Annotated in this window: 11 protein-coding genes; 4 read left to right on the forward strand and 7 right to left on the reverse strand. The window is 74.2% G+C overall.

From position 1 onward, the window contains the following. Positions 1-107: 107 nt before the first annotated feature. Positions 108-1,175: a LacI family DNA-binding transcriptional regulator gene (locus tag ACWCQ1_RS34795; RefSeq protein WP_451028183.1), complete on the reverse strand. Its 1,068-nt coding sequence runs from the start codon at positions 1,173-1,175 to the stop codon at positions 108-110. 130 nt (positions 1,176-1,305) lie between these two features. Here ACWCQ1_RS34795 and ACWCQ1_RS34800 point away from each other — a divergent pair, with 130 nt between their 5' ends. Further along, positions 1,306-3,609 (forward strand): beta-xylosidase/alpha-l-arabinosidase, encoded by a 2,304-nt coding sequence (locus ACWCQ1_RS34800; protein ID WP_358593223.1) that lies wholly within the window; start codon positions 1,306-1,308, stop codon positions 3,607-3,609. Between the two features lie 30 nt (positions 3,610-3,639). Continuing rightward, positions 3,640-4,173 (forward strand): hypothetical protein, encoded by a 534-nt coding sequence (locus ACWCQ1_RS34805; RefSeq protein WP_451028184.1) that lies wholly within the window; start codon positions 3,640-3,642, stop codon positions 4,171-4,173. Here ACWCQ1_RS34805 and ACWCQ1_RS34810 read toward each other — a convergent pair. From ACWCQ1_RS34810 to tsaB, 4 genes are read right to left on the reverse strand one after another with little or no spacing between them, the layout of a single operon-like run. Beyond that, positions 4,124-4,381 carry a hypothetical protein gene (locus ACWCQ1_RS34810; RefSeq protein ID WP_133043242.1) on the reverse strand — a complete coding sequence of 86 codons (258 nt, stop codon included), beginning with the start codon at positions 4,379-4,381 and terminating at the stop codon, positions 4,124-4,126. The genes ACWCQ1_RS34805 and ACWCQ1_RS34810 overlap by 50 nt on opposite strands. After that, positions 4,378-5,463, reverse strand: coding sequence for a tRNA (adenosine(37)-N6)-threonylcarbamoyltransferase complex transferase subunit TsaD (gene tsaD / locus ACWCQ1_RS34815; RefSeq protein ID WP_358593221.1), 1,086 nt, complete (start codon positions 5,461-5,463; stop codon positions 4,378-4,380). Before tsaD ends, ACWCQ1_RS34810 begins: the two co-directional genes overlap by 4 nt. After that, the gene (rimI, locus tag ACWCQ1_RS34820) at positions 5,456-5,962 is read right to left on the reverse strand and encodes a ribosomal protein S18-alanine N-acetyltransferase (protein WP_358593220.1); all 507 of its coding nucleotides are present in this window, start codon (positions 5,960-5,962) and stop codon (positions 5,456-5,458) included. The genes tsaD and rimI overlap by 8 nt, the downstream gene beginning before the upstream one ends. Then, positions 5,959-6,615: a tRNA (adenosine(37)-N6)-threonylcarbamoyltransferase complex dimerization subunit type 1 TsaB gene (gene tsaB, locus ACWCQ1_RS34825; protein WP_358593219.1), complete on the reverse strand. Its 657-nt coding sequence runs from the start codon at positions 6,613-6,615 to the stop codon at positions 5,959-5,961. Before tsaB ends, rimI begins: the two co-directional genes overlap by 4 nt. Before the next feature lie 113 nt (positions 6,616-6,728). Here tsaB and ACWCQ1_RS34830 point away from each other — a divergent pair, with 113 nt between their 5' ends. After that, positions 6,729-7,277 carry a hypothetical protein gene (locus ACWCQ1_RS34830; protein ID WP_358593218.1) on the forward strand — a complete coding sequence of 183 codons (549 nt, stop codon included), beginning with the start codon at positions 6,729-6,731 and terminating at the stop codon, positions 7,275-7,277. Positions 7,278-7,826: 549 nt separating this feature from the next. Here ACWCQ1_RS34830 and ACWCQ1_RS34835 read toward each other — a convergent pair. Together ACWCQ1_RS34835 and ACWCQ1_RS34840 are read right to left on the reverse strand one after the other, a co-directional pair. Further along, complete coding sequence (locus ACWCQ1_RS34835) at positions 7,827-8,663, reverse strand: aminoglycoside N(3)-acetyltransferase (RefSeq protein WP_451028185.1); 837 nt, start codon at positions 8,661-8,663, stop codon at positions 7,827-7,829. Next, a complete protein-coding gene (locus ACWCQ1_RS34840) occupies positions 8,660-9,748 on the reverse strand; it encodes a hypothetical protein (RefSeq protein WP_358593216.1) in 1,089 nt (362 codons plus the stop codon). Before ACWCQ1_RS34840 ends, ACWCQ1_RS34835 begins: the two co-directional genes overlap by 4 nt. A 127-nt stretch (positions 9,749-9,875) precedes the next feature. Between ACWCQ1_RS34840 and ACWCQ1_RS34845 the strand changes: the two genes are divergently transcribed. Next, positions 9,876-12,203 (forward strand): large ATP-binding protein, encoded by a 2,328-nt coding sequence (locus ACWCQ1_RS34845; protein ID WP_358593215.1) that lies wholly within the window; start codon positions 9,876-9,878, stop codon positions 12,201-12,203. Positions 12,204-12,347 lie beyond the last annotated feature (144 nt).

Raw genomic sequence — 12,347 nt, forward strand, 5'->3', positions numbered from 1 at the left:
TTCGAAAGTTTCGGGTGGGTTACCGATTGGCTTCGCGGGAGTGTGGGCGTGGGCGCACCGCCTGTCAATACCGCCACTTCCGGCCAACCTGCAACAGTGGCGCCCCGTCAGACACCACTGGGCGGCGGTGCCGTGCTGCTGCGCACCACCAGGCTCGTGGCCAGCTCGACCCGGGTGGCCACCGGCGCCTGGTCCTCCCGGCCCAGGTCCAGCACCAGCTTGGCCGCCGCCTCGGCCATCTCCGTCAGCGGCTGCCGTACGGTCGTCAGCGGCGGCCCCACCCAGCGGGCGACCGGCAGATCGTCGAAGCCGACCACGCTCAGGTCCTCCGGGATGCGCAGGCCGAGTTCGCGGGCGGCCTCGTACAGGCCGAGCGCCTGCAGGTCGTTGAGGGCGAAGACCGCGGTCGGGCGGTCGGGGCGGCGCAGCAGCTCCAGCCCCTGGCGGTAGCCGGTGTCGTGGTGGAAGTCGCCGGACGCGACGAGCGAGGGGTCGACGGGGAGCCCGGCGGTCTCCAGGGCGGCCCGGTAGCCGTCGACCCGGGCGCGACTGCACATCATGCGGGAGGGGCCCGTGATGGCACCGATGCGCGTGTGGCCGAGTTCGACGAGGTGCCGGGTGGCGGCGAGACCGCCCTGCCAGTTGGTCGCACCGATGGAGGGCACGTCCACGCCCGGGTCGCCGGCCGGGTCCATCACCACGAAGGGGATGGAACGGCTGGTCAGCAGGGCCCGCTGGGACTCGTCCAGGCCCGAGAGCACCAGGATCACCCCGTGCGGCCTGCGGGCGGCGACCTGGTCCGCCCAGGTCCTCCCCGGTGTCAGCCGCCCCGCGCTCTCGCTCAGCACCACGCTCAGCCCGGTGTCCCGGGCCACGTTCTCCACGCCCCGGATGACCTCCATCGCCCAGGCGCTCTCCAGCTCGTGGAAGACCAGGTCGATGAGCGGGGAGCGGCTCGCCTCGGCCCTGCGGCGCCGGTAACCGTGCGCGCGCAGCAGCTCCTCCACCCGGGTGCGGGTGGCCGGGGCCACGTCGGCGCGGCCGTTGAGGACCTTCGAAACTGTCGGCGCGGACACGCCGGCCTCGCGGGCGATCTCGGCGAGCGTCGCGGTCTGCTGGGACCGGCCTGTCGTCGGGGTTGTCGTCCGCGTTTCAACGGGCTCCGGAGGCGTCATGGCGGCGATCGTATCCCTGCGCCCCCTCTTGACGAACCCTTGCGACCGGCCTAGGTTCCCGGAACATTCGAGATGAATAGCGAAACATTCGTGAGAGGGCCCGTCCCGACTCGACCAGAGCAGGAGTTTCATGACCACCGCGCCTTGGCGTGACCCCGCCCTGCCCGCCGCCTCCCGCGTCGACGACCTCCTCTCCCGGATGACCCTGGAGGAGAAGACCGCCCAGCTCTACGGCGTGTGGGTGGGCGCCGACACCGACGGCGACGGAGTCGCCCCGCTGCAGCGCGAGATGAGCGCCGACTACGACTGGGACGAGCTGATCACCCACGGCCTCGGCCAGCTCACCCGCCCCTTCGGCACCGCCCCCGTGGACCCGGCGCTGGGCGCGCAGGCGCTGGCCCGCGCCCAGCGCCGTATCGCGGAGGCGGGCCGCTTCGGCATCCCCGCCCTCGCGCACGAGGAGTGCCTGGCAGGCTTCACCACCTGGCGGGCCACCGCCTACCCGGTGCCGCTCGCCTGGGGCGCGAGCTTCGACCCCGCCCTCGTCGAGGAGATGGCCGCCGCCATCGGCCGCGACCTGCGCTCGGTGGGCGTCCACCAGGGACTCGCCCCGGTCCTGGACGTCGTACGGGATCCGCGATGGGGCCGCGTCGAGGAGACCATCGGCGAGGACCCGTACCTGGTCGGCACCATCGGCACCGCCTATGTGCGGGGCCTGGAGTCGGCCGGGATCGTCTCCACGCTCAAGCACTTCGCCGGGTACGCCTCCTCGGCCGGTGCCCGCAACCTCGCGCCCGTGCGGGCGGGCGTGCGGGAGTTCGCGGACATCACGCTGCCGCCCTTCGAGATGGCGCTGCGGGAGGCCGGGGCGCGGTCGGTGATGGCCGCGTACAACGACACGGACGGCATCCCGGCCTCGGCGGACCCGGGTCTGCTGACCGAGCTGCTGCGTGAGCGGTGGGGCTTCACGGGCACGGTGGTCGCCGACTACTTCGGCGTCGGCTTCCTGCAGACCCAGCACCGGGTCGCGGGCTCCGAGGCGGAGGCGGCCCACGCGGCGCTCGCGGCGGGCCTCGACGTCGAGCTGCCCACCCTGAAGTGCTACGGCACACCGCTCGTCGAGGCGGTACGAGCGGGCGAGGTCCCCGAGTCCCTGATCGACCGGGCGGCCCGCCGGGTCCTGCTGCAGAAGTGCGAGCTGGGCCTGCTGGACGAGGACTGGACCCCGGAGCCGGCCGAGCGCATCGACCTGGACTCGTCGGCGAACCGCGCGCTCGCGCGCCGGCTGGCCGAGGAGTCGGTGGTCCTCCTCGACAACCCCGACGGGCTCCTCCCGCTGGCCCCCGACACCCGTATCGCGGTGGTCGGCCCGCGCGCCGCGGACGCCCTCGCGATGCTGGGCTGCTACTCCTTCCCCTCGCACGTCCTCACGCACCACCCCGAGGTGCCGATGGGCATCGAGATCCCCACGGTCCTCCAGGCGCTGCGGGCCGAACTCCCCGACGCCAAGGTCACGTTCGCGGAGGGCTGTGGCGTCGACGACCCCGACACGGGCGGCTTCGAGGAGGCGGTGGCCCGGACGGCCGAGGCGGACGTGTGCGTGGCGGTCCTCGGCGACCGGGCGGGCCTGTTCGGGCGGGGCACCTCGGGCGAGGGCTGCGACGTGACCGACCTGCGACTGCCCGGGGTGCAGGGCGACTTGCTGGACGCCCTGGTGTCGACGGGCGTCCCCGTCGTCCTCGTCCTCCTGACCGGCCGCCCGTACGCGCTGGGCCGCTGGCACGGACGCCTGGGCGCGGTCGTCCAGGCGTTCTTCCCGGGGGAGGAGGGCGGCCCGGCGGTGGGGGGCGTGCTGTCGGGCCGCGTCAACCCCTCGGGCCGCCTTCCGGTGAGCGTCCCCCGGGTGCCCGGCGGCCAGCCCTGGACCTACCTCCAGCCCCCGCTCGGCCTGGCCGGCGAGGTCAGCAACCTCGACCCGACCCCGCTGTACCCCTTCGGCCACGGCCGCTCGTACACGACGTTCACGTGGGAGTCGGACTCCACGGGGACGGAGATCGGCACGGACGGCTCGTACGACGTCTCGGTCACCGTCCGCAACACCGGCGACCGAGCGGGCGCGGAGGTCGTACAGCTGTACCTGCACGACCCGGTGGCGAGCGTGACGCGTCCGGACGTACGCCTGATCGGTTACCGGCGACTGGAGCTGGAGCCGGGCGAGGCCGCCCGGGTCACCTTCCGCTTCCACGCGGACCTGTCGGCGTTCACCGACCGTTCCGGCGCCAGGGTGGTCGAACCGGGCGCGCTGGAACTACGGTTGGCGGCATCGAGCACGGACGTACGGCACTCGGCGCACCTGCTCCTCACGGGACCGGTGAGGACACTCGGCGCCGACCGGCGGCTGCGGTGCGAGACGGAGGTGGCGGGGGCGGGGTGACTCCCCGCGCCGCGGACACGGGGGGGCGCGATGGTCAGGTACGTGCGCCAGGAGTTGGGGACGGCGCTGGCGCTGCTGGCCGCCACGGCCGTCGGGGTGGTGGTGGCCGTCGGAGTGCACGGGAGTCCACCGGTGCGGGCGGACCGGGTGTGGCTGGTCGCCGTCCTCGCGCTCGGCTACCTGCTGCTGGTGACGCTGCTGCGGGGGTCGCGGCTCAGGTGGGTGGGCGAAGTGCGGCGCTTCGAGGCGGCGGTGCCGGTGACGGGCCGGGAACCGGGCGGGGAACCGGGCCGTCAGCGCGGCCGTTTCCCGCTCCTGATCTTCGTGGCCTTCGTGGTGACGGCCTCGGTCTTCGCCCTCGTGGGGGGTCCGCTGATCCCTCTGCTGCCGCTGCTGCCGACGCTGGACTGGCTGGCAAAGGCCGCCGTGGCCGCGCACTGGGAGCGCGGGCACGGCCGACTGCTGTGGCGGGAGCACGACCGGCACGGGCCACAGAGGCTCTCCTACACCCCGTTCACCGCTCCGGCACCGACTCGAACCGCCACCGGTGCACCGCCCGCATGACCAACTCCCCGCCTGGCTCGGGGAGTTCGGGCAGGTCGGCATCGTAGGGCGCGTCCCACCAGGTGATGACGAGGACGCGATCCTGAGGGGCCCGGAAGGTTTCCCGGCGTACCGGCCGGGCCGGCAGCTGCTGCGCCCGTGCCCAGGTCAGCAGTTCCTCGCCGCGGCCCTCGGCCGCCCGGGCCTCCCACATCAGGGCGACGGTCACGAGTAGAGGTTCTCCTTGCTGACCTCGTGGACGTGGTCGTGCCCCGGGACGTGCGGGTCCGTGACCGGCAGGGAGGAGTCCGCGGACAGGTCCCAGCCGGAGGCCGCACGCCCCCGCGCGACCATCTCGGCGCCGAGCGCGGCGACCATCGCCCCGTTGTCCGTGCACAGCTTCGGCCGCGGCACCCGCAGCCGGATCCCGGCCGCCTCGCACCGCTCCTGCGCCAGCGCCCGCAGCCGCGAGTTCGCGGCCACGCCACCGCCGATCATCAGATGATCGACGCCCTCGTCCTTGCAGGCCCGTACCGCCTTGCGGGTCAGCACGTCCACGACCGCCTCCTGGAAGGAGGCCGCCACGTCACGCACCGGCACCTCCTCCCCCGCCGCCCGCTTCGCCTCGATCCAGCGGGCGACCGCCGTCTTCAGGCCGGAGAAGGAGAAGTCGTACGCCGGGTCGCGCGGGCCGGTCAGGCCGCGCGGGAACGCGATCGCCTCCGGATCTCCCTCGCGTGCGTACCGGTCGATGACCGGACCACCCGGGAACCCGAGGTCCAGCACCCGGGCGATCTTGTCGAAGGCCTCGCCGGCCGCGTCGTCGATGGTCGCGCCCAGCGGCCGTACGTCCGAGGTGATGTCGCTGGACAGCAGCAGCGAGCTGTGGCCTCCGGACACCAGCAGCGCCATGGTCGGCTCGGGCAGCGCGCCGTGCTCCAGCTGGTCCACGCAGATGTGCGAGGCGAGGTGGTTGACGCCGTAGAGGGGCTTGCCGAGCGCGTAGGCGTACGCCTTCGCCGCCGAGACGCCCACCAGCAGGGCGCCCGCGAGGCCGGGGCCGGCGGTGACCGCGATGCCGTCCAGGTCGCTCGCGCTCACCCCTGCGTCCTTCAGCGCGCGGTTGATCGTCGGCACCATCGCCTCGAGGTGCGCGCGCGAGGCGACCTCCGGGACGACACCGCCGAAGCGGGCGTGCTCGTCGACGCTGGAGGCGACCGCGTCGGCCAGCAGGGTGGTGCCGCGGACGATGCCGACGCCGGTCTCGTCGCAGGAGGTCTCGATACCGAGGACGAGGGGTTCGTCAGCCATGGATCTCGGTTCCTTGTACGGAGGTTGATGGGTCGGTGAGCCGCATGACCAGGGCGTCCACGTTGCCCGGCTGGTAGTAGCCGCGCCGGAAGCCGATGGCCTCGAAGCCGAAGCGCTCGTACAGCTTCTGGGCGCGGATGTTGTCGATCCGGCACTCCAGCATCACCTCACCGCACTCGAAGGCGGTGGCGGCGCGGAGCAGCTCGGCGAGCAGGCGGCCGCCGAGGCCCGTGCCCCAGTGGTCGCGGGCGACGGCGATGGTCTGGATGTCGGCAAGGTCCCCGGAGGCGGCGAGGCCCGCGTAGCCGACGATCCGGTCGTCGGTCTCGGCGAGCACGTAGCGCCGCGTCGCCTCGGGGCCGCGGGCGTGGGCGAGCTCGGACCAGAACATGCCCCGGGACCAGGTGTCCTCGGGAAACAGCTCCTTCTCCAGCTCCAGCACGGGATCGATGTCCCACCAGCGCATCTCGCGCAGTCGAGGAGTCACGGCGTGGGTCACTTGGGGGTGACCACCTTGTAGTTCTTGGGCACCTGGGCGTCAGGCCGGCGCAGGTACAGCGGCCGGGGCGGCGGCAGCTCCTCCCCCTTGGCCAGCCGCTCGGCGGCCAGCGCGGCCAGTGCCGCCGCCGACACGTTCTCCGGTGCGTGCGCGTCGGGGAAGGTGTCCGGGTACAGCAGCGCGCCCGCGCCGACCGCCGGCAGCCCTGCCACCTGGTCGGCGATGTCGGCGGGCCGGTCGACGGCCGGGTCGGTCAGCCGGGTGCGGGAGTCCGCGTAGCGCGCCCAGTAGACCTCCTTGCGGCGGGCGTCGGTCGCCACGACGAAGGGGCCGCTCTCGATGTCGGCCGCGTACGCCAGCCCGTCCAGCGTGCACACCCCGTGCACGGGCACGCCGAGGGCGAGCCCGAAGGTGTCCGCGGTCATGAGGCCGACGCGCAGCCCGGTGTACGGGCCGGGCCCGATCCCCACGACGACACCGGTCACGGCGTCGAGCCGGAGCCCGGCCTCGGCGAGCACCCGGTCGACGGAGGGCAGCAGCAGCTCCCCGTGCCGGCGCGCGTCGACCTGACTGGACGAGGCGATGACATCCGTCCCGTCGTGCAGCGCGACGGTCACGGCGGGAGTGGCGGTATCCAGAGCGAGCAAGAGCACGCAAACAGCGTACGGCGGTTTGGGGCTCGGCATCGCCGCCCGGGTGGAGCGGGCCGTGGCTGCTACGGTCGCCGCAAGTACGGCGGGCGAGACGATCGGTCAGGTGGGTGACGGTGGCAAAGGGCAGCTCCGGATTCGTGTTCGGGCTCACCGCGGCGGCCCTGGCGACGGTCTCCTTCCTCGCCTACCAGGCCTCCGCGACCGTCCCGGCGAGCTTCAGCAAGCCGCAGGCCACGGCCTCGGCGTCGGCCTCCCAGGCACCCCGCGTCGACCCGAACCCCGCCGCCCTGCCCGCCGGGACCGGTACGGGTGAACGGGTGGTGTACTCGGTGGACGCCGGCCGGGTGTGGCTCGTCGGCGCGCGCGAGCGGGTGCTCCGTACGTTCACGGTGACCCCGGGCAGCCTCGCCCCGTTCCCCGGCACCTACCCGGTCACCTCCCGCTCCAACTCGATCACCGGCACCGACGGCACCCCCATCGAGCACGTCGTCCGCTTCACCGCCGTGGACGGCGTGGCCATCGGCTTCAGCGCGGCGGTCGGGGTGCCGAGATCGGGGGCCGACACGGACGTACGCACGGGCGGCATCCGCGAGTCCCGCCCGGACGGCGACGCGATGTGGCAGTTCGCAACGATCGGCGTCCCGGTGGTGGTGATCCGCTGACGGCGGGGACGCCGGCGGGCATGATCCGGTGGCCGCGTGGACCCCGGCGGGCATGATCCGGTCACCGCGTGGCCCCCGGCGGGCGTGATCCGCTGCCCGCGTCGACCCCAGCGGGCGTGATCCGCTGCCCGCGTCGACCCCAGCGGGCGTGAGCCGCTGCCCGCGTCGACCCCAGCGGGCGTGAGCCGACGACGGTGTCACCCCGGTCGTCGCGATCCGCTGACGCGTTCACCCCAGTGCCCGGAATCCGCTGAGCGTTCACCGCGGCGGCCGTGCTCCGCGCCCGCGCCGACCCAATGGGCATGATCCGGTGCCCATCGCCCCCAGTGATCGCAGTCCGCCGACGGCATCACCCCAGGACCCGGAAACCACTGAGCCTTCACCGCGGCGGCCGTGCTCCGCGCCCGCGTCGACCCAATGGGCGCGATCCGGTGCCAGCACCGACCCCAGCGATCGCGGTCACCGCGGTCACCCGACCGTGTCACCCCAGCGCCCATGGTGCAATGACCCGCCCATGGTCCACTGCCCCCCGTGGTCGACTGACCGCCTTTACCCCCTCGGGTATGTCTCGTCCGGTGTGCTCGCTCGTCGGGCGGTCAGCCACTTCGCCGCGTACGCCACCGCGGGGGCCAGGGCGAGCAGTCGGCAGTCGGCGTCGCCCACGCGGCCCCGGGTCACCGGCCGCTCCGGCAGCGCCTCGTAGGAGGCGCCCAGGTCCGGGAAGACCGAGGCGTCGAAGTCCAGGTCCCGGTACTGGTGCCAGCGGCGGCCTCCCGGACCGTCGGCCACCGCGCAGCCGTAGTCGCGCGTGGTCTGGCCCGGCACGCGGTATTCCGCCAGATGGAAGGCCGTACAGACGGAGTAGTCCACGCCCAGCAACAGGATCCGCGCCTCCAGCTCCTCCAGCCGGGCCAGCGGGGAGTCCTCGCCGAGGTGGCAGTCCAGCGCGTGCCCGGCGGTGATCCGCGCGGCGGCGGGTCCGAGCGCGGCGAACGAACTCTGCGGATGGCCGCTGCGCAGCGCCGCCGGACGGGTGCGCACCTCCTCGGGCAGGACACCGACCCCGAAGCTCGGCGTCCGGGCGGGGTCGAAGGCCGGCAGGGAGGCACGCAGCCGCGGCCACTCACTGGCCGGCACGGCATAGCCGCGGGTGACGGGCCAGCGGGACGGGTCGGTGTTGTCGGGGGTCTGCGTGTAGACGACGAGGGTGCCGTCCGCCCCGAGCACGTCCAGCAGGGAGTCGGCGACGGCCCCTGCTCCCCCGCGCACCGGCCCGAGCGCGCGCAGGGAGGCGTGCACGAGCAGGGTGTCACCGGGGCGGATTCCCAACTCGCGCCAATGGACGACCAGTTCCGCACGGCCGAGGGGATCGGGAGAGGGCGTCATCGCAGGGCTTCCTGCCGGACGTCGACGACTCGGCGCAGGTCGCTCGGCAGCAACTCGTCCCACAGCAGGTCCAAGTCGCGGCGGGCGGCCTCGGCCGGCGTTTCGCACGGCCAGCCGCCGTCCAGGAACTCCCGCAGTCCGACGTCCCCGCCCCGCGCCATGGTGTACGGCGGCACCGCGTGCCGGGACAGCACCAGCGCCCCGGGCCCCTGCGCCGCCCCGGATGCGAACAGTCGTCGTACGTCGTGGAAGTGACGCTCCTGAAGGCCGCCGATGTCGATCACCCTGGCGTCGGACGGGACGGCAGTGCCCCGCTCCAGCACCAGCGGGACGGCGGCGCGGTCGTGCACCAGGACGTGGGCGGCCGCGTACAGCAGGGTCTGCTCCGCCGCGGTCGCGCCCCCCTTGCCGCCGAGCCGCTCCAGGACGCGCGCCCGCTTCTGCGGGGTGAGGGTGCGCACCAGGTCCTCCAGCGCGGCCAGGACACCGGCCGGGGTCTGGGTGCCGTAGATCCCGTAGCGGTGCGGGATCAGCAGTGCCAGGAGCCGGTCGAGGCACCGGGCGAGCAACCCGCTCTCCTCGGCCACCGCGGACTCGGTCAGGCCGTTGATGGGACAGCCGAGGGATCCCGCGAGCACGACCTGGAGATGGAGGGCCCGGTGCCCGGCCGCGGCCAGCCGGGCCGCCATCCGGACGGCCGGCAGGACATAGCTCAGCGCCCGCAGCGGAACCTCGGTACTGGCGCCGTACACCACGCGCAGGACCAGCGGGGCGCGGACGGCCTCACCGACGGTCCGCAGCAGCGGCTCCAGGCCGTGGCTGGGCAGCCCCCTGAGGTAGCACGCCTGCCGGGTCCGGGCCCCGATGACCGCGTCCAGCAGGCGGGGGCGCAGCCGGTTGAGCTCGCCCGCCTGCGACACGTCGGTGCCCGCGGGAAGTCTGGCCAGCGCGCCGCGGATGTCCCCGTCGGTCAGGGCGTGGAAGTCCTTGCCGCGTCCCAGGACAGGCACCCCCCGCATGATGGCAGTGAGCAGGTTCGCCTGCTTCTTTCCCAGGGACTGCTCCCCGACCGGCACGTTGGGCATGTTACCTGACAATTCGCCAATAAAGCCTGAATGGTTACGAGTTGATGGCGGGGATTCTGCCACGGCCGGTCCCCCGGGCTCGTGAGAAACTGGATTCAGGTACGCAAGCCACATACCGGGGGATGAGATGGTGCCCGTGTACCGCTATGCCGTCAGCTACGTGCGCGGCAGGGACGAGGCCTGGGTCGCGAGATTCCTGGACGAGCTGAGACGGCGTCTGGACGCCACGGGCGGACCGGTCTTCGACCGCATCGTCCCGCCGCCCGCCTCCCCGGCCGAGCAGAGCAGGACGTACGGCGTCGAGAGCGCGGACGTCGTGCTGGCGCTGTGCAGCCCGGCGTACTTCAACGAGGGCCCGGCCCATCACGACTGGGCGGTGCTGGCGCTGCGGCGCAATCTGGGACAGGCCAGGACCGGGACCGCGCCGCAGCCGGCGCTGCCCCTGGTCTGGGAGCCGGTCGAACGGCGGCTGCCGGGACCGGTCGCCACGGCCGACACCTTCTCCGCGGGCCAGCCGCCCGAGTATCGCTCGCTGGGGCTGGCCCTGATGACCATGCAGGCCCCGCGCTACCGCGCGGCGCTGGACCGCGTCCTGGACGGGATCGTGGCCCGTATGACGGCGATGGCCGCGGGCTCGGCCCCGGCGCCCGTGCTGGACGACCGCTCCGCCGGGAACGCGCCCGACGCCCTGGCGGCCGACGACGGGTCCTTCACCGAGCAGTTCCGCAAGGAGGTGGCACCGGCCCTGCCCGCGATGCCGGTGGCCCGCACCCTCGGCGTCCGCGCCGGCCGGGGCGCGCCGGAGCCGGACCGTGACGTCCCCGCGGAGCTGCTGCCGGAGCTGGGGCGGCGCATCCTGCTCGTCGGTCCCACGGGGGCCGGCCACAGCACCGAGCTGGCGCGGCTCGCCGCACAGGCGCTGGACGACCCGGGACGGGGACCGGCGGGTGCGGGACGGGCGCCCTGGGGCTGCCGGACACCGCTCGTGCTGTCGGCGCGCTCGGGGGCGCTGCCCCGGCTGGACGGCATGGTGCCCACGCTCGCCCCGCTGGCCGCCCCGCAGGAACCGGCGGGCTGGGTGGCCCGGCAACTGCGGTCCGGGCGGGCCTTCCTGGCCGTGGACGACCTGGACGCGGTGCCCGAGGGCAACCGCGCAGCCGTGTGGGACCACCTGCTGCGCCTGCTCGACGCCCACCCCCAGGCGCCGTGTGTCATCGCCACGAACGGCACCGGGGTGCCCTGGGCCCGCCTCGGGGACGCCTTCCGGGTCGTCGGGCTGCGGCCCCTGTCCCCCAACGGCGTCCACACCCTGCTCGCCTCCCTCACGACGGCGACTCCCGAGGACCGGCAGGCCCGGGCGCTCCTCACCGACCGGTTCGCCACCGATCCACTGCTCGTCGGCGTCGCCCGCCGCCCGGCCGCCGTCCCGGCGCTGCTGCGGGCGGTGCGCCGGACCGGGCGGCCGATGCCGGTCGCCCGGCACCGGCTGCTGCGGGCCGGTGTCTCGGCGGCGTGGCGGCGGGCTCCGGAGGAACCGGCCGGCTCGTCCGACCCGGCCGTGCCCGGCCTCGCCGCGCGCCAGGTGCCCGACAGTGTCCTGCGGGCGGCCTCCGGCCGGCTGGCGGTCGCCACGCTCGGCGTGGACGCCTCGCGGATCCCGCTGCGGACCGCGCTGACCGCGCTGCGCGACCCCGGCGCCTCCGACGCGGCCTCCCCCGAGCGGCTGCTGGCCGCCCTCGCGGACCGGGCGGGCGTGGTGTTCCGCCCCGGCCCGGACACCGTGGCCTTCCCGGGTCCCGAGGTCAGGACCTTCCTGGCAGCCCACCACCTGGCCCACGCGCCGGGCACGAGCCCCGACGAACTGCTCGGCAGCCAGCCCTCCCCCGAACTCCACGAGCTCCTGGACGAGTTGCGGGCCGCCGAGTCGGACCAGGGCACCGCCCGCAGTGTGCTGGCGCCGCCGGGACGGTCGCCGAGGCGGCTCTCCGCCCTCGGCCCCCGCCCCCGGCCCGCGGAGCGGCGGGTGCGCGTCCGGTCGTCCGCTCAGGTGCGCGCGCTGCTGCGGGCCGGCACCCCCGTGCCCGAACTGTGCTGCTCGGGCCGGGTCGACGGACTGGCCGAGGTGCTGCCACGGCTGCCCGGGCTGCGCTCACTGGTCCTCACCGACGACCCGGAGCTCGTCGCCCTGCCCGCACTGACCGGGTGCCGGTCGCTGCGGTCGGTACGGATACTGCGCTGCCCGAACCTGCTGGATCTGACCGCGCTCGAGTCCTCACCGGTCATGTTCCTCGACATCGACCCGTGGCCGGACCTGCCGTTGCCGGAGGGCCTGCGCCGGGCGCCCTGGCTGAGCCGGGTGGACGTGACGACGGGTGTTCGGCGCGCGCCCGCGCCCGAGCCGACGGCGCCCACCGGCTTCCCGGAGGTGCGGATACGCCACCGGTCAGTGAGCTGACGCTTCGTCACCCATCCGCGAGGCCGGACAGATTGGTCGTCGGAGTACTGGCCGCGCCTGCCGTGGGGAAGAGAGCAACGGGGTAGGCCGGAGATCTGCGCCGACATGTGATCCGAGAAGTAATGCGAGAAGTGATCCGCCATG

Source organism: Streptomyces sp. NPDC002144, assembly GCF_053593695.1.

Bases quoted from the DNA above. Each gene is read 5' to 3' on its own strand.
- ACWCQ1_RS34835 (WP_451028185.1), bottom strand. From the start codon at position 8,663: ATGACGCCCTCTCCCGATCCCCTCGGCCGTGCGGAACTGGTCGTCCAT.
- ACWCQ1_RS34840 (WP_358593216.1), bottom strand. From the start codon at position 9,748: ATGCCCAACGTGCCGGTCGGGGAGCAGTCCCTGGGAAAGAAGCAGGCG.
- tsaD (WP_358593221.1), bottom strand. From the start codon at position 5,463: ATGGCTGACGAACCCCTCGTCCTCGGTATCGAGACCTCCTGCGACGAG.
- ACWCQ1_RS34795 (WP_451028183.1), bottom strand. From the start codon at position 1,175: ATGACGCCTCCGGAGCCCGTTGAAACGCGGACGACAACCCCGACGACA.
- ACWCQ1_RS34800 (WP_358593223.1), top strand. From the start codon at position 1,306: ATGACCACCGCGCCTTGGCGTGACCCCGCCCTGCCCGCCGCCTCCCGC.
- ACWCQ1_RS34805 (WP_451028184.1), top strand. From the start codon at position 3,640: ATGGTCAGGTACGTGCGCCAGGAGTTGGGGACGGCGCTGGCGCTGCTG.
- ACWCQ1_RS34845 (WP_358593215.1), top strand. From the start codon at position 9,876: ATGGTGCCCGTGTACCGCTATGCCGTCAGCTACGTGCGCGGCAGGGAC.